Genomic DNA, 18,572 nt, shown 5'->3' on the forward strand with positions numbered 1-18,572 from the left:
TTGCTGTGGTGGAGAGTTGCACTGCGTGTGAAGGCGGGGCCTTCAGAGGGGACGGGCGGGGGCGCCACCGGCTCCCCCGCCCGTCAGTGAGTGCTTAGTAGCACTCCTTGACACCCGTCGACAGCGCCATGTGCAGACCGGGGAGCTTGAAGGTTCCCGCAGTGGTCGCCCACGCCGTCTGCTTCACGTCGGTGAGCTTCACGGACTCGGCCTGCTGGGCGAAACCGAAGGGGTTGGCCGTTTCATTGGCCTTCATCTTCGCGCCCTTGAGGTCCTTGCCGGCCACACCGATGTCGATGTTCGTGAACTCGGCGTCCGCGCCAAGGTCCTCGACGTCGATGTACAGGTTGGTGGCCTGGACCTGCTTCTTCTCGTCAGAGCTGTCACCGGCCGTCAGGTTCAGGCTGACGGAACCGATCAACGGGATGTTCGGGGTGACGACCGACTGGCACATCTTCTGGATGCGGGCCTTCTCGAAGGCCGACACCGCGACGGGGTGAGCCGCCTTCTTGCCGTCGAGGGTGTACCCGGAGTCAATGGCCCCGTACTGCGAGAAGCCGGTGCCGTTGAGCTCCTTCGCCGTCACCTTGAACGACTGGCCCGACACACTGAACGACGCGGCGAGCGCACCCTGTGCCAGGGCGACACCTATCGCTGCCGTGGCGGCCGCGGTGGGCACCATGACCACAGCGAACCGCTTCCATCTGGTCCCGCCACGCACCTGGGACTCCATATTTCCTCCTTCTCGGACGTACATCTCCTGACCCCGACTGCCACTGTCGGTTCCGACGGCTCAGCCGGGCAGGGATGGGAGAAGTGCTACGTCCTCGGGAAGGAGAGCGCCCGACTCGGTGGCGCTGAACGCGCCCCGATCACCGGCGATCACCCCCGAGCGACAACCACTGGTCGCGCCTGACACGCATCACGCACAACCTTGCTGGACAGGCTTCGCCGGACGGCGAAGACCCCCCTGTCCGAGAGCCGGCGCCACTGCCGCCGGCTCTGCTCGGTGGGGACCCAGGGAATCCCGTGGCCCCAACCGGCTGTCGGGGTACGGGAATGGACCGAGCGTCGCCGATCGTGGTGCATTCTCGCCGCCCGCACAAGGGGTTCGTTACTCGCTAGTAACGGGCGGATAACCGAACACCGACCCGAGGGTCTCGGTCGGCGACGCTGGGTGTCAGATGGGGGCGGAACAAAACTATTGATCGCTGGACAGAATCCGACAGATCAACGCCCATAACTTACTTGCAGTAACAGCGGCCGCGATTACCAAGATTTGGTAAAGCGCGGCCGCGGTGACCCTCTGCCGGCAGCTCTTTCACCCGGGCACCACAGGCCCTGGCGCTCAGTAACTGGTAAGAAAACGGGCTCCCGTCCCGCTCAGAACAGCGCCCGCGCGAGCGCCCGCCGAGCCGCCGTCACCCGCGGATCGTCGGCCCCGACCACGTCGAACAGCTCGATCAGCCGCAGCCGTACGGTATCCCGGTCGTCACCCACCGTGCGCCGCACGGTGTCGATGAGCCGCCCGAACGCGTCTTCCACGTGGCCGCCCACCAGATCCAGGTCGGCGGCGGCGATCTGCGCCTGTGCGTCGTCGGGCTTCTCGGCGGCGTCCTTGCGCACCTGCTGCGGGTCGAGACTCCCCACGCGCTGGAGCAACTCGGCCTGGGCAAGACCCAGTTTGGCCTCCGTGTTGCCCGGGTCGTCGCTCAGCACGTTCTTGAACGCCTGGACGGCACCTCCGAAGTCGCCTGCGTCCAGGGCCTGTACGGCGGCATCGAGGAGCGCGTCGTACGGCCCGGCCGGTACCTCGGGAGCGGGCTGGACGGCGTCCGGCTCGGCGTCCGCGTCGACCGTCAGGCCGGTCAGGCCGAAGCGCTGCTCGGCGACCTGCACCAGTTGGTCCAGGGTCTGCCGGATCTGGGCCTCGCCGGCGGCCCCCTGGAAGAGCGGCAGGGCCTGGCCGGCCACCACCGCGAAGACCGCCGGGATCCCCTGGACCCCGAACTGCTGCATCAGCATCTGGTTGGCGTCTACGTCGATCTTGGCAAGGACGAAGCGCCCGCTGTACTCGAGGGCCAGCCGCTCCAGGACGGGGCTCAGCTGTTTGCACGGCTCGCACCACTCGGCCCAGAAGTCGATGACGACGGGCACCTCGGTGGACCGCTGAAGTACGTCACGCTCGAACCCGGCCTCATCGACGTCGATGACGAGGTCGGCGGGGGAGACGGCCCCTCCCCCGCCCTGCCGTGCCGCTTCGGCGCGTGCCTGCTCCGCCTTCGCCTTGGCCTCCTGGGCCGCCTTCACCGCGGCGAGGTCGACGACTCCGCTCATGGACATGTTCCGTGGCTGCATGCGTCTATCCTCCCCCGTTCCCGCGCGTGAGTGAAAAGCGTTGTGAAAGACGGGTCTGCCGCTTACGTGTTCGGCGCCGGGTCCCCACCCCACGCCATTGCTCACTGTGGTCGTCGCTCGCTTTCGCTACGAGTCGTAGCGTAATGGCACCGAGTGCCTCACGTACACCGCTCCCCGGTGATCTCTCTCACGGGCGGCACCGGAACCGCCGGTTTATGGTCATGGGATGCAGAGCCGTACCCCCGCGAGCCGAACCGGACGTCCGCGCAGCGCCGCCGCGGACACCGCGATTCTGGCCGCGACGCGGGAGGCTCTGGTGGAACTGGGCTGGTCCAGACTCACCCTGGGAGACGTGGCGACCCGCGCCGGGGTCGCGAAGACGACCCTCTATCGCCGCTGGGCCGGCAAGAACGAACTGGTCGTCGACGCGGTCGCCGAACTGTTCGACGAACTCGAACTCCCCGACCGCGGCACGCTCGCCGCCGACATCGAGGGCGTGGTCCTCCAGTTCGCGGCGATCCTGGCCCGCCCGGAGGCGAAGAGCGGCCTGATGGCGGTGGTCGCCGAATCGACCCGGGACGACGCGCTGCGGGAACGCATCCGCGCGTCCATCGTCGACCGCCAGAAGCGTCTGGTGCATGCGGGCCGGGCCCGGGCGCAGGCACGCGGTGAACTGCCGCCGGAGACGGACCCCGAGGAGGCCGCCCGCACGGCCGACGTCATCTTCGACGTGGTGGCGGGAGCGGTGGTGCACCGGACCCTGGTGAGCGCGGAGCCGGCGGACGAGGCGTGGGCGCGCGGATTCACCCGGGTGCTGTTGCTGGGGCTGGCCGAGTCGGCCCGTCCGGCGCTTGAGGACGAGGCCGCTCAGGCCGAAGCGCGGGTCCGGGGGCGCGGCTCCCAGGGAGGATGGGGGTCCCCCCGCTCGAGCGAAGTCGAGAGTGGGGGAGGGTAGGCGCGGCGGGGGCGGACTCCCCCGGCGCCGGCACCTTCCAGAGGTCAGAATCCCGGCGGCTCCGTGTACACCCCCCACTCCTCCCGCAGCACCCCGCAGATCTCGCCCAACGTGGCCTCGGCCCGTACCGCCTGCAGCATCGGCTCGATCATGTTGCCCCCTGCCCGCGCGGTGGAGAGCATCGCGTCGAGCGCCGTCCGCACGGCAGCGTCGTCCCGTGCCCCCCGGCGGGACGCCAGCACCCGGACCTGCTCCCGCTCCACCTCATGGCTGACCCGCAGGATCTCCAGGTCTCCCGTCACCGACCCGGTGTGGACGTTCACACCCACCACCTTCTTGTCGCCCTTCTCGAGCGCCTGCTGGTACCGGAACGCGGACTCGGCGATCTCGCCCGTGAACCATCCGTCCTCGATCCCCCTCAGGATCCCGGAGGTGACCGGCCCGATCGGGTGCCGCGCGTCGGGATGCGCCCGCAGGCCCCGCTCCTTGATCTGCTCGAAGATGCGCTCCGCGTCCGCCTCGATCCGGTCCGTCAGCTGCTCGACGTACCACGAACCACCCAGCGGATCGGCGACGCCGGCGACCCCGGTCTCCTCCATGAGTACCTGCTGCGTCCTCAGGGCGATCTCGGCGGCCTGCTCGCTCGGCAGCGCCAGCGTCTCGTCCAGGGCGTTCGTGTGCAGCGAGTTCGTGCCGCCCAGCACGGCCGCCAGCGCCTCCACGGCCGTACGCACCACGTTGTTGTACGGCTGCTGGGCGGTCAGCGAGACACCGGCGGTCTGCGTGTGGAACCGCAGCCACTGCGCCTTCTCGCTCCTCGCCCCGTAGACGTCCCGCATCCACCGTGCCCAGATCCTGCGCGCCGCCCGGAACTTGGCGATCTCCTCGAAGAAGTCGACGTGCGCGTCGAAGAAGAAGGACAGCCCCGGTGCGAAGACGTCCACGTCGAGTCCGCGCGACAGCCCGAGCTCCACGTAGCCGAACCCGTCCGCGAGCGTGTACGCGAGCTCCTGCGCGGCCGTGGCCCCGGCCTCGCGGATGTGGTAGCCGGAGACGGACAGCGGCTTGTAGGCGGGGATGCGGGCCGCGCAGTACTCCATCAGGTCGCCGATCAGCCGCAGATGGGGTTCCGGCTCGAAGAGCCACTCCTTCTGCGCGATGTACTCCTTGAAGATGTCGGTCTGCAGCGTGCCGTTGAGCACGGACGGGTCGACGCCCTGGCGCTCGGCGGCGACGAGGTACATGCAGAAGACGGGGACGGCCGGCCCACTGATGGTCATGGACGTCGTCACGTCGCCGAGCGGGATGTCCTTGAACAGGGTCTCCATGTCGGCCGCGGAGTCGACGGCGACACCGCAGTGCCCGACCTCGCCGCGCGAGCGGGCGTCGTCGGAGTCGCGCCCCATCAGCGTGGGCATGTCGAAGGCCACGGACAGTCCGCCGCCGCCGTGGGCGAGGATCATCTTGTAGCGCTCGTTGGTCTGCTCGGCGTTCCCGAATCCGGCGAACTGGCGGATCGTCCAGGTACGGCCTCGGTAGCCGGTGGCGTAGAGGCCGCGGGTGAACGGGTACTCCCCGGGCCAGCCGATGCGCTCGAAACCGTCGTACGTGTCCCCCGGTCGCGGCCCGTACACGGGCTCCACGGGATCACCGGAGAGCGTACTGAAGTCCGCCTGGCGCTTGCGCGCGGCGTCGTACCGGGCCTGCCAGCGCCGGCGGCCCTCCTCGATGGCGTCAGCGTCCATACCATCGAATTTACTAGGACGTCCTAGTAAATGTCGATGGGAAACCGCCGTACGGGCATCCGTACGGCGGTAAGCGGCCCGATCCGCCGCACAGGCCCTAAGCCTTCACGACCGCGGGCGATCCCTCCGCGATCTTCGGCTCCAGCTCGTGGCTGACCTTCCGTTCGACGAAGAAGGCGGCCGTCGGGATCGTCCCGGCCAGCAGCACCCACAGCTGCTTGCCGACCGGCCACTTCGCCTTGGAGCCCAGGTCGAAGGCGAAGACCAGGTAGACGACGTAGAGCCAGCCGTGCGCGATACCGACGACGCGCGTGAAGTCGGCGGCACCGTCGATGTCCAGCAGGTACTTGGCGACCACGCCGAGGGTCAGCAGGACCAGCAGCACACCGGTGACATAGGCCATCACCCGGTAGCGGGTCAGCACGCTCTTTTTCATGGGTACGAGCGTAACGGCCGGTTTCGGGCGATCTTCCGGCGCCCCTGACGGCGCCGGAGGGTTCACTCGGCGTCGAAGTCGTGCGCGGCCACCCGCAACGGCCGGAGCATCGCGAAGATCTCCGCGCACTCCTCGGCGTCGTACACCCCCAGCCCGAAGTCCATCGCCATCAGGTCGCGGGTGGCCGCCTCGACCACCTCGCGGCCCTTGTCGGTGATGACGGCGAGCGTGCCCCTACCGTCGTTGGGGTTGGGCCGCTTGGCCACCAGACCCGACTTCACCAGCCGGTCCACGGTGTTCGTCACGGACGTGGGGTGCACCATGAGCCGCTCGCCGATCTTCGACATCGTGAGCTCGCCGGCCTTGGAGAAAGTGAGCAGCACCAGCGCCTCGTACCGCGCGAACGTCAGCCCGTACGGCTTGACGACGGCGTCGACCTCGGCGAGCAGGATCTGGTGGGCGCGCATGATCGAGGTGATGGCGCCCATCGACGGCACGTTTCCCCACCGCTGCTTCCAGAGCTCGTCGGCTCGGGCGATGGGATCGAAGGGAAGACTGAGCGGCTTCGGCACGGCACCGACCTTACCGGCCGGTCATATGGTGGTCAGCCCCGTCTCGCCTGTCGGTCGGGCGCGGAGGGCTCACTTTTCCGGCCGGGTCCGCGCCACCTCGCGCGCGAGCAGCGCGCAGCAGACCGTGCCGGGCACGCCGGCCCCGCCGACGACGGTGGCGACCGGCGCGAACCCCGCGGCGCCTCCGGCGAGCGCCATGCCCGCGCACACGCCCGCGCGATGCCCGCGCCATGGCCGCACCCGGATCGTCATCGGCCCGGTGGTGTGCACGGTCATGGCCCTGCCGCGGCAGCTCCTCGGGCACGGCGTCCACGAACCAGCGGTCCAGGGCCCAGGGTGTACGCCCCCGTGAGTCCGGTGACGCGAAGCGCGAGCGGGATCCACTCGAGGCCGGGGGCCGCCGGGCAGACCAGCCGCGGCGGCCGCCCGCAGGCCGCGAGCGGCAGGACGGGCCTGGGCCGGGCGGCTGGCGAGAGGACGGGGCCGGCGTACAGCTCGCCCGCGATCGTCCCGACGGGCGTCGCGCACATCAGCGGTCCGGCGACGGCCGCGACGGCCCCGATCTCGTCCGCGTACGCCGCCTCCGGGGCCTCGGACGCGACCACCAACTCCGGCGGCGCCCACAGCAGCGGGAGCAGCGCCCGGACCCCGCGGTCGCCGTGCACCTGCCGAGTGCCGGCGAGCGAGTGCCGCATCGGCGATGCCGACCCCGGCCCGGGCGGGCCTGCGCCGGGTGCCGAAGCACAGCAGGAACGCGGAGCTCGCGAACGTGCACACCGTGACTGCCGCGCCGCGCGGCGCGGTACGACGGTGAGCAGGACGCCGCCGACCCCGAACCCGGCGAGGACGGCGCTCTGCGAGACGAACCGCAGCAGCGACCGGCCGGCAGCCCCGGCGACGCCCGCACCGACGCCGGGGGGCCGCATCGACGCCGGGTGCCGGCATCGTCAACGGCGGCCTGCGGACCGCCGCAAACGCATCCGCACCGCCCGCTGAGCCACCGGCCCGAGCTCGTCCAACGCACTCACCAGGAAACCGAGTTGCTCCAGCGCGTCCAACGCCGCGGTCGCCCCCGCCCCGTCCACCCCCTCGTACAGCTCCATTCCCACGAACGACGACGCAACCGCCCGCGCCAGCCCCGCCGGATCCGCGAACTCCCCGAACGGCGTCCCCGCGAGGACCCGCTCGAGAACCTTCTCGATCTCCACGATCCACAGTTCGAGCCCCGCGGCCGTGGCGGGCCGAAGGCTCTCGTGGGTCTGCGCGCCGGCCAGGAGCTGCCCGAGCAGTGCGACATGCCCGTAGGCCCGCTCCTGTTCGTGGATCTCCCGCCCGACGACGAGAAGCTCGGAGAGGGACGTGACAGCGTCGAAGCGGGCGCGGTATCGCGCCACGGTGCGCTCCGCCCCGTACCGGCATGCCGCCGCGAGGAGTTCGTCCACGGAGCCGAAGTGGTAGAAGACCAGCCCTTGGTTGACCCCTGCGGCCGCCGCGATCGTACGGGCGGACGTCTTCGCGATCCCCTGCTCGGTGAGTGTCCGCAGCGCGCCCTCGAGGAGTTTGGCCTTCGTCTCCTGCGACTTCGCCGTCTCGGAGCTCATGCGCGCGACTCCTCCCGGGTCGGGCGCAGTCCGGGTCGTACGCCGCATCGGGCGATGCCCGTGTACGTCGCCGTGAAGGAGCCCTCGTAACCGAAGAGGGGCCCGAAGTACCGGTTCACGACGCGGACCCGGATACGGAAGCGGCCGGCCGCGTCGTCGTACGACTCCCGGACCTCCGCGGTCGCGCCGATCAGTTCGGGCACGCGCACGTCCACCACGCCCTCCCGGAACCGGTGTTCGCCGGAGCGGATGAGCAGCGAGCCGTCGGGCTCGGCGCGGAAGTACAGGTCGCTGGCGAGGTGCTGGTGGGTGCCGAGGTAGTCGAGGATGCGGTCGCCCTCGGGGCCGAGCACCATCTGGGCGTCGAAGCGCCGGGAGCGGCCGGGCAGGTCGAAGGTGCGCACGAAGGTCACCGTCTCACGGCCGAAGCTGTCGGTGTACGGGACGTTCTCGATGGTGAAGGGGATCCGGCTGCCCGCCTCGGGGACCAGGATGTTGCGCGTGGCGCCGAGGGCCAGGAACGGCTTGACCAAGGCGCCGGCGTGCCAGATGCGGTCCATCACGCCCCGGCCGGTGCACGCCTCCCCGCTCGCCAGACCGACGGAGAAGCGGCGCTGCAGCTGGGGGTGGAGGCGGTCGAAGCCGGCGCCCATCACGGTGCGGAAGATCGAGGTCATCGCGGGTTCTCCAGAGCGCTCAGGAGTCGGGGCGCACGCACGCGCGTGGGCGGCTGGCGCAGGCAGCGGCGGGCCGCCGGGGTGCCGGAGAGGGGTTCCTTGAAGAGGGCCACGCAGACGGCGACCGTCAGCAGCAGCGGCCACAGGTAGGCCGTGGACGCGGCGAAGGGACCGCAGAGCCGGAGGAAGGAGTCCAGGCCGAGCCCGGTGCAGGCGAGGATGACGACGAGGGCACGGACGGCCAGTTCGGCGAGCCAGTTCGCGAGGGCCCGCTCCGGGGTGATGCCCCGCTCCAGCCACAGGCGCAGGCGGTCGAAGGACCAGGCCGTCGCCCAGCCCATGAGAGGGCGGAACAGGAGCCGGTCGGCGAGCGCGCCGAAGGCGCCCCAGCGCGGGCGGTAGTCGTAGCCGGTGAGGAAGCGGACGCCGTCGCCGTCGGGGACGTAGCGCCAGTAGCCGCTGCCCTCGGCGAGCAGGGAGAGCGGGTGCGGGCAGGAGAAGCGGAGCGCGGAGGTGCGGGTGCCGTCCGCGCGCTCCCGCTCACCCGCGGAGACCCCGGTGCCGGCGACGGTGAGGAAGGGCAGCAGACGCGTGGCGTACCGGAAGCGCTGCGGCTCGCCCTCCGCGCGCGGAAGGTGGTCGATCTCGGTGAAGCGCAGGTCCCAGCGCTGGTGCCGGTCGGGTTCCTGTGTGCGGGTCCAGAGGTCGTCGAGGTCGGCACGGATGCGTGCCTCGATGTAGAGCCCCACGTGTATCCCCCCAGGTCAGCTCCTTATTTGAGCGACTGCTCAAACAGCCTTGCGTGAACGTACACCTTTTTGAGCAGTCGCTCAAATGTGCGGGTCGAGAAAACCCCGGCCAGGACGGCCGGGGTTCTGTGGTGCGCGGACTACCCGGCGAGATACCGCTCCACCGTCTCCACCTTGGAGGTGAGCCCGTCCGTCACACCTGGCCGGATGTCCGCCTTGAGGACCAGGGACACGCGCGGGGCGCGCTCCTCGACGGCGGCGACGGCACGCTTGACGACGTCCATGACCTCGTCCCACCCGCCCTCGACGGAGGTGAACATCGCGTCGGTGCGGTGGGGCAGGCCCGACTCACGGACGACGCGAACGGCATCGGCGACGTACTCCCCCACCTCGTCACCGACGCCCAGCGGCGTCACGGAGAAGGCGACGATCACGACGTCTCCACCACGCCCTCACGGCGGGCGCGGGAGGCGATGACCGCGTCCTCGGCCTCGCGCCGCAGCTTGCGTTCTGCGAAGAAGCCACCGGTGGGCAGGACGGAGAGGACGAAGTAGAGCGCCGCGGTCCTCGCGTCCCACTTCGCGCGGTTCCAGGCGTCCGCCCAGAAGATCACGTACAGGATGAACAGGACTCCGTGGACCGCGCCCATCACGGGCACCGCGTTGAAGTCCGTCGTCCGCTTCAGCACCGAGCAGACGAGCAGGACGAGGAAGGAGACGGCCTCGGGGGCCGAGACCAGGCGGAGGCGGCGGAGCGCGGTGGCGGTCTTGATGTCCACAGGTCACCTTCGGTGGGAGAGACGTCGGACGGTTTGTGAACGCAAGCACAAACGCTGAACCATTGTGGCAAACGACGGGACGGCCCCACGGCCGGGGTCCGGCACGCTCCCCTCGGGAACCTGATTCATATCGGCTCCAAGGGTGCTGTCAGGGTGCCTCTCCACCCACAGGCTCTGTTCCGCGGAGCCGCGCGGCGGCTACCTTCGCTGCGTGGCGATGTTCCGACTTCAAGGAAGCAAGGTGCTCGCCGTCGACGTGACCGGAGATGCCGTGAAGGCGAAGAACGGCTCGATGGTCGCGTACGACGGGCAGATGGCCTTCAAGAAACTGAGCGGCGGCGGTGAGGGCATCCGGGGGATGGTGACCCGGCGGCTCACCGGCGAGCAGATGACGGTGATGGAGGTGAAGGGGCAGGGGACGTGCTGGTTCGCGGACCGCGCCTCGGAGATCAACCTCGTCAGCCTCCAGGGGGAGAAGCTGTACGTGGAGTCGAGCAACCTGCTCGCGACCGACGCCGGGCTGCGGACCGGGACGAGCTTCACAGGACTGCGCGGCGCCTCGCAGGGCAACGGACTGTTCACGACGACCGTCGAGGGGCACGGGCAGGCGGCGATCACGTCGGACGGCCCGGCGGTGGTGCTGCGGGTCAGCCAGCAGTATCCGCTGATCGTCGACCCGGGCGCCTACGTCGCCCACCAGGGGAGTCTCCGCCAGTCCTTCCAGTCCGGTGTGACGTTCCGCACGCTGATGGGAGAGGGCGGCGGGGAGGCCTTCCAGATCCGCTTCGAGGGGGACGGACTGGTGTACGTACAGCCGAGCGAGCGGAACACGATCGCGGGGGATGTGTGACATGCCCTTCCGCGAGATCAACTCCAAGATGGTCGAGGCGACCGTCCTGCCCGGCCAGCGGCTGTTCAGCCAGCGAGGCGCGATGCTCGCCTACAAGGGCGAGGTCTCCTTCACACCCAACATGCAGGGCGGCCAGGGCGGCATCATGTCGATGCTCGGCCGCCGGGCCGCGGGTGAGGCCACTCCCCTGATGAGCGTCGAGGGCAGCGGCACGGTCCTGTTCGGGCACGGCGGCCACCACGTCCAGGTGATCGGCCTCACCGGCGACACCCTCTACGTGGAGGCGGACCGCCTGCTCGCCTTCGAGGGCACACTCCAGCAGGGCACGATGTTCATGGGCTCGCAGGGCGGCGTCATGGGCATGGTGCGGGGCCAGGTCACGGGGCAGGGGCTGTTCACCACCACGCTCAAGGGACACGGCTCGGTCGCCGTGATGGCCCACGGCGGAGTCCTCGAGATCCCGATCACCCCGCAGCGCCCGGTCCATGTCGACCCGCAGGCCTACGTCGCCCACCAGGGGGACGTCCGCAACAAGCTGTCGACCGCGCTGGGCTGGCGCGACATGGTGGGCCGCGGCTCCGGCGAGGCCTTCCAGCTGGAGCTCAGCGGCAACGGCACGGTGTACGTCCAGGCCTCGGAGGAGAAGCTGTGAGCATGTACGGGGCTCCGGGCGGCGGCCCGACGGTCTACGACCCGATGACCCTGCCGGCCGACGACAACGTCAACAACTACACCTTCTGCGTGGAGCTCAAGGGCAGCCAGTGGTTCCTGCAGAAGGGGAAGATGATCGCCTACTACGGCGCGATCGAGTTCAACGGCATCGGACACGGCCGGCTGGACCGCCTCGTCCGTACGTCCTTTCATTCGCCACTGCACGCGAGCGACTGGGTCGTGGCGGAGGGCTCGGGCAAGATGCTGCTCGCCGACCGGGCCTTCGACGTGAACTCGTACGACCTCGACAACGGCAACCTGACCATTCGCTCCGGCAATCTGCTCGCTTTTCAGCCAACTCTCGCTCTCAAGCAGTCGATCGTGCCGGGTTTTCTGACCCTCATCGGAACCGGAAAGTTCGTGGCCGCATCTAACGGCCCGGTGGTGTTCATGGAACCCCCGATCCGGGTGGACCCGCAGGCGCTCGTCGGCTGGGCCGACTGCCCGTCGCCGTGCCATCACTACGACCACGGCTACATGACGGGCGTAATGGGCGGTCTACGTGCACTGACGGGCCTCGGCGGAGCCTCCGGGGAGGAGCATCAGTTCGAGTTCGTGGGAGCCGGCACCGTCCTGCTCCAGTCGAGCGAGACCCTCATGGCCGAGCAGGCCACGGGGGCGGTTCCGCAGCAGGCGGGGGTACCCGGCGGCGGGGGCTTCACAGGCTCCCCACAGCAAGCCGGCACACCGCGCCTTCCCGGACAGCTGGGGGACCTCCAGCGTCGCTTCGGGCTGTGAGCGGTAGTCTGCGGAGTGTGACGTCGAACGTGTGCGCGCCGTCATGCCACCCTCACTAGTTCGCATTTCAACATTTTAGGTAGACTTCATTTATGGAGACCGAAACGGCCACACTCTGGCTGACCGATGCGGAGCAGTGCGCCTGGCGCACCCACCTGGAGGTCAACAGGCTGTTGACGTACCAGCTCGAAAAAGACCTGCAGCCGTTCGGCCTGACCATGAACGACTACGAGATCCTGGTGAATCTCTCCGAGTCGGAGGGCGTACGGATGCGGATGAGCGACCTCGCGTCCGCCACCCTCCAGTCCAAGAGCCGCCTCTCCCACCAGATCACCCGTATGGAGAACGCGGACCTGGTACGGCGGGAGAACTGCGAGTCCGACCGCCGCGGACTGTACGCGGTGCTCACCGAGCACGGCATGGAGACGATGAAGAAGGTCGCACCCCATCATGTGGCGTCTGTGCGGAGGCACTTCATCGACCTGCTGCCCCCCGAGTCCCTGGCGGAACTCGACAAGGCCCTCAAGCCCATCGCCGAGCACCTGCGCGGGCAGCGCGGTCGTCCGTGACACGGACCCGGCCATCCAGGCCGCCGGCAGGCGGAGTTCGAACCAGGCTCCGCCTGCCGGCGCGTCGCGGACCGCGAGCGTGACGCGGTGCCGTACGGCGACGTCGCGGGCGATGGCGAGCCCGAGCCCCACCCCGCCGCCGTCGCGGCTGCGGGCCTCGGCGCCTACGGACGCATCCTTCAGCGCGGTGAGCCCGTCGCGGTCGTCGTGGATGGCCGGCCTCCGCACGGGCAAGGTCAACCAGGACCGCCACGACGACGCGGACGACATCGACCACGACCACAATCCCGATCCCGATCCCGATCCCGACCAGGATCGCGACGACTGACGGGCGGACCGGCCGTGCTCCGGCTCGCACGCGATACGACTGAACGGCCGCGGCCCGAATGAACGGACGGCGGGCCGGGTTTCTCAAGTGATGCTTCCCTTCGCCGATGCACCAGGGGTGAGAAACCCGCACCGGGCGTGGGCACTGCTGTCGGCGACCGTCGCCCTTTCCCTGCTCGCCCTTCTTCCGGGCGCCTCAGCCCAATGGACCACAACGGTCACCACGCCCGCGGCTCTGGACGCCACCCCGCACTACGGCGTCGGCAGGCTGTGGGCCTGGGGGGACAACGCGTCCGGGCAACTGGGGCTCGGGGACAGGACGGACCGTCTGCGGCGTACGCAGGTGGGCTCGTACACGGACTGGCAGCGGGTGGCGGCGGGGCCCGGCCATTCCTGCGCCCTGCGCGGCGACTCGCTGTGGTGCACCGGGCTGAACGACTCCGGCCAACTGGGGCTGGGCGACACCGCACAGCGCACCGTGTTCACCCAGGTCGGCAACGGCGCCACCTGGTCGGCTGTCGCCGTCGGAGAGACGCACACGTGCGCGGTCCGGTACAGCGGGGCGCTGTACTGCTGGGGCGGGAACAGCTCCGGTCAGCTCGGCCTGGGCGACCTGACCGACCGCACCACCCCAGTGCAGGTGGCCCCCTCCTCCGCCTGGCTGAGTGTTTCGGCGGGGTACGAACACACCTGTGGCATCCGCACCGACCGGACCCTGTGGTGCTGGGGCCGGAACTCCTCCTGGCAGCTGGGCCTCGGGGACGCCGCCGGCCGCACCACTCCCACCGGGGTGGGCTCCGCGAGCTGGATCGACGTCGCCACGGCCTACACGCACACCTGCGGGCTGCAGACGGACCAGACGCTGTGGTGCTGGGGCGGCAACGCCGACGGCCAACTCGGCCTCGGCGATCGGACCGACCGCACGAGTCCCGCCCAGGTGGGCGGCGCCACCTCCTGGGCGTCCGTAGCCACGGGACGTCAGCACGGCTGCGCAACCCGGCTGGACGGCACCCTGTGGTGCTGGGGCGAGAACGCCGACGGCCGGCTCGGCCTCGGCGATCCGACCGACCGCACGAGTCCCACCCGGGTGGGCAACGCCACCTTCTGGGCGACGGTCACGGCGGGCCGGGCGCACAGCTGTGGAGTGCGGGCCGGCAAGACCGTCGCCTGCTGGGGGGCCAACGCCGACGGTCAGCTCGGCCACGGGGACACCGACAGCCGTACGACACCCGCCGTGGTTCCGGGCGTCAAGGCCCGCCCGCTCACGACGGGCTCCAACTCCTCCAGCACCCTGTCGGTGAACTGATCACCCCACTGGTCACCCGTACGGCATGCGTTCATCCGAGTGGTGGCAAGCCAGGGATTCACCGCGTCACACTGGTTATCCATCCTCCTATGAACAGGAGCAGACGACTCAGAATCCACCGGCCCCGGCTCAGACCGATGGCCTACGTACTGCCCGTGCCCATCGGTCTGGTGCTCAGCGGAGCACTGGTCTGGCATGCGTCCCAGGCCGCCTTCGTAGGACGCACCACGAGCTCCGGGACCAGCTGGACGGCGGGAACGGTCGGGCTGACCAACGACAGCGGCGGCCAGCCCATGTTCAATTTCACGAACATCGCGCCGGGCGACACCGGATCCCGGTGCATCGTCATCACCTCGCAGGCCACCCTCCCGTCGCAGGTCAAGCTGTACACATCGACGGCCACTCCGCCGGGCAACGACATCAGCTCCTACATCGACGTCACCGTCGAGCACGGCTCGGGCAGCTCCTTCGGCGCCAATCCTGCCTGCAACGGCTTCACGCCCGCCGGAGCCGCGGACTACTCGGGCACCCTGGAGAACCTGACCACCACGCGCACCAACTACGCCAACGGCCTCGGACCCTGGAACCTGGCCGGGAACCCACCGGAGTCCATCACCTACCGCATCACCTGGACGTTCAGCTCCACGGCCCCGGACTCCACCCAGGGCGGCTCCACGCCCAACGTGAACTTCACCTGGGAAGCCCAGACGGTCTGACGATGTCCGTCAGATCATGGCTCCGGCTCCTCACCGTGATCGCGGCGCGCATCGGACTCAGCATGGTGGCCGGCCTGCTGATCTGGGCCCATGTGCCCGCGCTCGTCCTCGACTGGAGGGCGACGGTCGTCGTGGGCGACTCCATGCGCCCTCGTCTGACGCCCGGGGACGTCGTCGTGTACCAGCCGACGCGGGGCCGCACGCCCGACGCGGGGCAGGTCGTCGTCGTGCGGGACCCCGCACATCCGTCGCGGCTGCTCATCCACCGCGCCGCCAAGATCCTTCGCGACGGCCGCCTCATCACCGCCGGGGACAACAACAGCGCCGTCGACTCCACCCCCGTCTCCCCCTCGTCGGTCCTCGGCCTCGCGCGGCTGCGCATCCCCGGACTCGCCCTGCCAGTGGTCTTCTGGCGGGAGCACGACCGCGATCTCGCCATCCTGTGGCTAGTCGCCCTGGCCGTCTTGACCCGGCTGGCGGCCATGGCCCCGGGACGGCCCGGCCACCACAGCCCCGCCACGACGCCACCTGCCACCCCCATCCCCGCCTCCGACCAATAACAGGGACGGGACGGGACGGCCACCACAGCCCGATCACGACGCCACCTGCCACCCCCATCCCCGCCTCCGACCAATAACAGGGACGGGACGGGACGGCCACCACAGCCCGGCCACGACGCCACCTGCCACCCCCATCCCCCGCGTCCGACCGGTAGCGGGGGCGGGACGCCGTCCGGGGCCGGGCGGGTCGGTCACCGGCCCTGCGTGCCGACGCCACGCCCGCGAGCAGCGCGGCCCTTCCGGCCGCCGCGAGCACAGGCCCAGCGGCAGCGAGCCCACCCCGTCGATGCCGTTCCGAGCGACTGCCCGCGTTCACTGCCGTGTTGGCCCAGGCGCCCGCCTGCGTCCGGAAACACCGGCGGACGCGGACTCGCCGGCGATGAGGTGCGCCGTGGTCAGGGCCGGGGCGACGAAGAGCCCGGCAGGGGCCACGGCAGCCGTGAGCGTGCCGAGGCCGGGCGCGAGCCCCGCCGCGGCCAGGGTGAGGCCCGGGGCGGACGCCGGCAGGGGCGTACCCGGGCAGGCGTACGCCAGGTGACCGCACCGTTCAGCAGGCCGCCAGACCTGCGTGATCAGCTCTGGGTGAGACCGGCCACCAGCTCGTCCGCCGCGCGGTACGGGTCCAGCTCCCCCGTCACGATCCGCTCCGCCAGGGTGCTCAGGCGTCTGTCCCCGTGCAGGTCGCCGATGCGTTCGCGCAGGGCGGTGACGGCGATCGTCTCGACCTCGCGGGCGGCGCGGGCCATACGGCGCTCGGCGAGGACGCCTCGCTCCTCCATCCACGCCCGGTGCTTCTCCAGGGCCTCGACGACCTCGTCGACGCCCTCGGCGCGCGCGGCGACCGTCTTCACGATCGGTGGGCGCCAGTCCCCGGGGCCGCGGGACTCGCCGAGGCCCAGCATGTGGTTCAGCTCGCGGGCGGTCGCGTCCGCGCCGTCCCGGTCCGCCTTGTTGACGACGTACACGTCGCCGATCTCCAGGATTCCGGCCTTGGCCGCCTGGATGCCGTCGCCCATGCCGGGGGCCAGGAGGACGACGGACGTGTCGGCCTGCGACGCGATCTCGACCTCCGACTGGCCGACGCCGACCGTCTCGACCAGGATCACGTCGCAGCCCGCCGCGTCCAGGACGCGGATCGCCTGCGGGGCCGCCCAGGCGAGGCCACCGAGGTGGCCGCGGGTCGCCATCGAGCGGATGTAGACGCCGGGGTCCGAGGCGTGCTCGGACATGCGCACGCGGTCGCCGAGCAGCGCGCCGCCGGAGAACGGCGAGGACGGGTCGACGGCCAGGACGCCGACCCGCTTGCCCTGCTTGCGGTACGCCGTCACCAGCGCCGAGGTCGACGTCGACTTGCCGACGCCGGGTGAACCCGTGAGGCCGACCACGTAGGCGTTGCCCGTGAGCGGGGCGAGCGCCTCCATGACCTCCCGCAGCTGTGGGGACGCCCCCTCCACCAGGGAGATCAGCCGGGCCACGGCCCGCGGCCGGCCCTCCCTGGCCTGGGTCACCAGCGTGGAGACGTCCTGCATCACAGCTCCGTTCTGCACCATTTCTTGTTCGCGGAGACCTACAACGAACTCAGGCCTTGGGTACCCGCACGATCAGCGCGTCACCCTGGCCGCCGCCACCGCACAGCGCGGCCGCGCCGACGCCGCCGCCCCTGCGCTTCAGCTCCAGCGCCAGGTGCAGGACGAGGCGGGCGCCGGACATGCCGATCGGGTGACCGAGGGCGATGGCGCCGCCGTTGACGTTCACGCTTTCGGTGGACACCCCGAGGTCCTTCATTGACTGGACCGCGACCGCCGCGAAGGCCTCGTTGATCTCGATCAGGTCCAGGTCCGAGACCTCCAGGCCCTCCTTCTTCAGCGCGTGGAGGATGGCGTTGGAGGGCTGGGACTGGAGGGAGTTGTCCGGTCCGGCCACGTTGCCGTGGGCGCCGATCTCGGCGATCCACTCCAGGCCGAGCTCCTGGGCCTTGGCCTTGCTCATCACGACGACCGCGGCGGCGCCGTCCGAGATCTGCGAGGAGGTACCGGCGGTGATGGTGCCGTCCCGGCTGAACGCCGGGCGCAGCTTGCCCAGCGACTCGGCCGTGGTGTCGCCGCGGATGCCCTCGTCCTTGCTGAAGACGACCGGCTCGCCCTTGCGCTGGGGGATCTCGATGGGGGTGATCTCGGCTTCGAAGATGCCGTTCTTCTGGGCGGCGGCCGCGCGCTGGTGGCTGAGCGCCGCGATCTCGTCCTGCTCCGGGCGCTTGATGCCGAGGCGCGTGTTGTGCTTCTCCGTCGACTCGCCCATGGCGATGCCCTCGAAGGAGTCGGTCAGGCCGTCGTACGCCATCGCGTCGAGCACCTCGACCGCGCCGTACTTGTAGCCCTCACGGGACTTCGGGAGCAGGTGGGGGGCGTTGGTCATGGACTCCTGGCCGCCCGCGACGACGATGTCGAACTCGCCGGCGCGGATCAGCTGGTCGGCCAGCGCGACGGCGTCGAGGCCGGACAGACAGACCTTGTTGATCGTGAGCGCCGGGACGTTCATCGGGATGCCGGCCTTGACCGCGGCCTGGCGTGCCGGGATCTGCCCCGCCCCGGCCTGCAGCACCTGGCCCATGATCACGTACTGCACCTGGTCGCCGCCGATCCCCGCACGGTCGAGGGCGGCCTTGATCGCGAAACCGCCGAGGTCGGCTCCCGAGAAGGACTTCAGCGAGCCCAGCAGTCGTCCCATGGGCGTCCGGGCGCCCGCGACGATCACCGAGGTACTGCTGTTCGTTCCAGACATGAGGTGCGATCCCCTTCCAGCTTGCACAGCCGAGGAGTGAACGAGGGTTTACTTCGAATGTACTGACAGGTACTCCACCGCGTCATCGGGCCGTGGGTGTGATCGCGCGCACGTTGCGTAACCACCTCCGGAGCGCTGCACTG

General features: G+C 70.2%; 23 protein-coding genes and 1 pseudogene. 9 read left to right on the top strand and 15 right to left on the bottom strand.

What is annotated here, in order from left to right; genetic code table 11:
* Window positions 1–94: 94 nt before the first annotated feature.
* Together ACZ562_RS32725 and ACZ562_RS32730 are read right to left on the bottom strand one after the other, a co-directional pair.
* Entirely contained in the window at window positions 95–733 is a 639-nt protein-coding gene (locus ACZ562_RS32725; RefSeq protein ID WP_471186694.1) for a DUF6230 family protein, read from the bottom strand.
* Between the two features lie 650 nt (window positions 734–1,383).
* On the bottom strand, window positions 1,384–2,358 hold the full coding sequence (locus ACZ562_RS32730; protein WP_471186696.1) for a tetratricopeptide repeat protein: 975 nt from the start codon (window positions 2,356–2,358) through the stop codon (window positions 1,384–1,386).
* 226 nt (window positions 2,359–2,584) lie between these two features.
* On the opposite strand from ACZ562_RS32730, the gene ACZ562_RS32735 reads away from it, so the two are divergent.
* The gene (locus tag ACZ562_RS32735; RefSeq protein WP_471186699.1) at window positions 2,585–3,313 is read left to right on the top strand and encodes a TetR/AcrR family transcriptional regulator; all 729 of its coding nucleotides are present in this window, start codon (window positions 2,585–2,587) and stop codon (window positions 3,311–3,313) included.
* Between the two features lie 44 nt (window positions 3,314–3,357).
* Here ACZ562_RS32735 and ACZ562_RS32740 read toward each other — a convergent pair whose 3' ends face one another.
* From ACZ562_RS32740 to ACZ562_RS32785, 10 genes are all read right to left on the bottom strand, one after another.
* Complete coding sequence (locus ACZ562_RS32740; RefSeq protein WP_471186702.1) at window positions 3,358–5,058, bottom strand: acyl-CoA mutase large subunit family protein; 1,701 nt, start codon at window positions 5,056–5,058, stop codon at window positions 3,358–3,360.
* A gap of 97 nt (window positions 5,059–5,155) precedes the next feature.
* Complete coding sequence (locus ACZ562_RS32745; RefSeq protein WP_471186704.1) at window positions 5,156–5,494, bottom strand: DUF3817 domain-containing protein; 339 nt, start codon at window positions 5,492–5,494, stop codon at window positions 5,156–5,158.
* Window positions 5,495–5,556: 62 nt separating this feature from the next.
* Complete coding sequence (locus ACZ562_RS32750; protein WP_471186707.1) at window positions 5,557–6,066, bottom strand: MarR family winged helix-turn-helix transcriptional regulator; 510 nt, start codon at window positions 6,064–6,066, stop codon at window positions 5,557–5,559.
* Between the two features lie 69 nt (window positions 6,067–6,135).
* Window positions 6,136–6,342 (bottom strand): hypothetical protein, encoded by a 207-nt coding sequence (locus tag ACZ562_RS32755; RefSeq protein ID WP_471186710.1) that lies wholly within the window; start codon window positions 6,340–6,342, stop codon window positions 6,136–6,138.
* Complete coding sequence (locus ACZ562_RS32760; RefSeq protein ID WP_471186713.1) at window positions 6,339–6,992, bottom strand: hypothetical protein; 654 nt, start codon at window positions 6,990–6,992, stop codon at window positions 6,339–6,341. Before ACZ562_RS32760 ends, ACZ562_RS32755 begins: the two co-directional genes overlap by 4 nt.
* Before the next feature lie 21 nt (window positions 6,993–7,013).
* Window positions 7,014–7,667, bottom strand: a complete 654-nt coding sequence (locus ACZ562_RS32765; RefSeq protein WP_471186716.1) for a TetR/AcrR family transcriptional regulator — start codon at window positions 7,665–7,667, stop codon at window positions 7,014–7,016.
* A complete protein-coding gene (locus tag ACZ562_RS32770; RefSeq protein ID WP_471186719.1) occupies window positions 7,664–8,344 on the bottom strand; it encodes a DUF4166 domain-containing protein in 681 nt (226 codons plus the stop codon). The genes ACZ562_RS32765 and ACZ562_RS32770 overlap by 4 nt, the downstream gene beginning before the upstream one ends.
* A complete protein-coding gene (locus tag ACZ562_RS32775) occupies window positions 8,341–9,093 on the bottom strand; it encodes a hypothetical protein (protein WP_471186722.1) in 753 nt (250 codons plus the stop codon). Before ACZ562_RS32775 ends, ACZ562_RS32770 begins: the two co-directional genes overlap by 4 nt.
* A 140-nt stretch (window positions 9,094–9,233) precedes the next feature.
* Complete coding sequence (locus ACZ562_RS32780) at window positions 9,234–9,527, bottom strand: MTH1187 family thiamine-binding protein (RefSeq protein ID WP_471186725.1); 294 nt, start codon at window positions 9,525–9,527, stop codon at window positions 9,234–9,236.
* A complete protein-coding gene (locus tag ACZ562_RS32785) occupies window positions 9,524–9,871 on the bottom strand; it encodes a DUF3817 domain-containing protein (RefSeq protein WP_471186728.1) in 348 nt (115 codons plus the stop codon). The genes ACZ562_RS32780 and ACZ562_RS32785 overlap by 4 nt, the downstream gene beginning before the upstream one ends.
* A gap of 217 nt (window positions 9,872–10,088) precedes the next feature.
* On the opposite strand from ACZ562_RS32785, the gene ACZ562_RS32790 reads away from it, so the two are divergent.
* The 4 genes from ACZ562_RS32790 to ACZ562_RS32805 all read left to right on the top strand — a co-directional run bounded on the left by ACZ562_RS32790 (window position 10,089) and on the right by ACZ562_RS32805 (window position 12,739).
* Window positions 10,089–10,721, top strand: a complete 633-nt coding sequence (locus ACZ562_RS32790; RefSeq protein WP_471186895.1) for an AIM24 family protein — start codon at window positions 10,089–10,091, stop codon at window positions 10,719–10,721.
* Between the two features lies 1 nt (window position 10,722).
* Window positions 10,723–11,373, top strand: coding sequence for an AIM24 family protein (locus ACZ562_RS32795; protein ID WP_471186898.1), 651 nt, complete (start codon window positions 10,723–10,725; stop codon window positions 11,371–11,373).
* Window positions 11,374–11,375: 2 nt separating this feature from the next.
* Window positions 11,376–12,170 carry an AIM24 family protein gene (locus tag ACZ562_RS32800; RefSeq protein ID WP_471186901.1) on the top strand — a complete coding sequence of 265 codons (795 nt, stop codon included), beginning with the start codon at window positions 11,376–11,378 and terminating at the stop codon, window positions 12,168–12,170.
* 92 nt (window positions 12,171–12,262) lie between these two features.
* Window positions 12,263–12,739, top strand: coding sequence for a MarR family winged helix-turn-helix transcriptional regulator (locus ACZ562_RS32805; RefSeq protein WP_471186731.1), 477 nt, complete (start codon window positions 12,263–12,265; stop codon window positions 12,737–12,739).
* A gap of 24 nt (window positions 12,740–12,763) precedes the next feature.
* On the opposite strand, the pseudogene ACZ562_RS32810 reads toward ACZ562_RS32805, so the two are convergent.
* Window positions 12,764–12,898: pseudogene (locus ACZ562_RS32810) on the bottom strand (ATP-binding protein); the annotation flags it as partial.
* Between the two features lie 28 nt (window positions 12,899–12,926).
* On the opposite strand from ACZ562_RS32810, the gene ACZ562_RS32815 reads away from it, so the two are divergent.
* The 4 genes from ACZ562_RS32815 (at window position 12,927) to ACZ562_RS32830 (ending at window position 15,648) form a co-directional block, all read left to right on the top strand.
* Window positions 12,927–13,067, top strand: coding sequence for a hypothetical protein (locus ACZ562_RS32815; protein WP_471186734.1), 141 nt, complete (start codon window positions 12,927–12,929; stop codon window positions 13,065–13,067).
* A gap of 117 nt (window positions 13,068–13,184) precedes the next feature.
* Entirely contained in the window at window positions 13,185–14,372 is a 1,188-nt protein-coding gene (locus ACZ562_RS32820; RefSeq protein WP_471186737.1) for an RCC1 domain-containing protein, read from the top strand.
* Between the two features lie 137 nt (window positions 14,373–14,509).
* Entirely contained in the window at window positions 14,510–15,088 is a 579-nt protein-coding gene (locus ACZ562_RS32825) for a hypothetical protein (protein WP_471186740.1), read from the top strand.
* Between the two features lie 2 nt (window positions 15,089–15,090).
* Window positions 15,091–15,648, top strand: coding sequence for a signal peptidase I (locus ACZ562_RS32830; protein ID WP_471186743.1), 558 nt, complete (start codon window positions 15,091–15,093; stop codon window positions 15,646–15,648).
* A gap of 572 nt (window positions 15,649–16,220) precedes the next feature.
* Here ACZ562_RS32830 and meaB read toward each other — a convergent pair.
* Window positions 16,221–17,177 carry a methylmalonyl Co-A mutase-associated GTPase MeaB gene (gene meaB, locus ACZ562_RS32835; protein WP_471186747.1) on the bottom strand — a complete coding sequence of 319 codons (957 nt, stop codon included), beginning with the start codon at window positions 17,175–17,177 and terminating at the stop codon, window positions 16,221–16,223.
* 49 nt (window positions 17,178–17,226) lie between these two features.
* The gene (locus tag ACZ562_RS32840) at window positions 17,227–18,429 is read right to left on the bottom strand and encodes an acetyl-CoA C-acetyltransferase (RefSeq protein WP_471186749.1); all 1,203 of its coding nucleotides are present in this window, start codon (window positions 18,427–18,429) and stop codon (window positions 17,227–17,229) included.
* Window positions 18,430–18,572 lie beyond the last annotated feature (143 nt).

Source organism: Streptomyces sp. NPDC040410 (assembly GCF_055595715.1).

Bases quoted from the DNA above. Each gene is read 5' to 3' on its own strand.
- ACZ562_RS32770 (WP_471186719.1), bottom strand. From the start codon at position 8,344: ATGACCTCGATCTTCCGCACCGTGATGGGCGCCGGCTTCGACCGCCTC.
- ACZ562_RS32740 (WP_471186702.1), bottom strand. From the start codon at position 5,058: ATGGACGCTGACGCCATCGAGGAGGGCCGCCGGCGCTGGCAGGCCCGG.
- ACZ562_RS32805 (WP_471186731.1), top strand. From the start codon at position 12,263: ATGGAGACCGAAACGGCCACACTCTGGCTGACCGATGCGGAGCAGTGC.
- ACZ562_RS32760 (WP_471186713.1), bottom strand. From the start codon at position 6,992: ATGCGGCCCCCCGGCGTCGGTGCGGGCGTCGCCGGGGCTGCCGGCCGG.
- ACZ562_RS32825 (WP_471186740.1), top strand. From the start codon at position 14,510: ATGGCCTACGTACTGCCCGTGCCCATCGGTCTGGTGCTCAGCGGAGCA.
- ACZ562_RS32725 (WP_471186694.1), bottom strand. From the start codon at position 733: ATGGAGTCCCAGGTGCGTGGCGGGACCAGATGGAAGCGGTTCGCTGTG.
- ACZ562_RS32795 (WP_471186898.1), top strand. From the start codon at position 10,723: ATGCCCTTCCGCGAGATCAACTCCAAGATGGTCGAGGCGACCGTCCTG.
- ACZ562_RS32745 (WP_471186704.1), bottom strand. From the start codon at position 5,494: ATGAAAAAGAGCGTGCTGACCCGCTACCGGGTGATGGCCTATGTCACC.
- ACZ562_RS32840 (WP_471186749.1), bottom strand. From the start codon at position 18,429: ATGTCTGGAACGAACAGCAGTACCTCGGTGATCGTCGCGGGCGCCCGG.
- ACZ562_RS32830 (WP_471186743.1), top strand. From the start codon at position 15,091: ATGTCCGTCAGATCATGGCTCCGGCTCCTCACCGTGATCGCGGCGCGC.
- ACZ562_RS32790 (WP_471186895.1), top strand. From the start codon at position 10,089: ATGTTCCGACTTCAAGGAAGCAAGGTGCTCGCCGTCGACGTGACCGGA.
- ACZ562_RS32735 (WP_471186699.1), top strand. From the start codon at position 2,585: ATGCAGAGCCGTACCCCCGCGAGCCGAACCGGACGTCCGCGCAGCGCC.
- ACZ562_RS32755 (WP_471186710.1), bottom strand. From the start codon at position 6,342: ATGACCGTGCACACCACCGGGCCGATGACGATCCGGGTGCGGCCATGG.
- ACZ562_RS32730 (WP_471186696.1), bottom strand. From the start codon at position 2,358: ATGCAGCCACGGAACATGTCCATGAGCGGAGTCGTCGACCTCGCCGCG.
- meaB (WP_471186747.1), bottom strand. From the start codon at position 17,177: ATGCAGGACGTCTCCACGCTGGTGACCCAGGCCAGGGAGGGCCGGCCG.
- ACZ562_RS32765 (WP_471186716.1), bottom strand. From the start codon at position 7,667: ATGAGCTCCGAGACGGCGAAGTCGCAGGAGACGAAGGCCAAACTCCTC.
- ACZ562_RS32800 (WP_471186901.1), top strand. From the start codon at position 11,376: ATGTACGGGGCTCCGGGCGGCGGCCCGACGGTCTACGACCCGATGACC.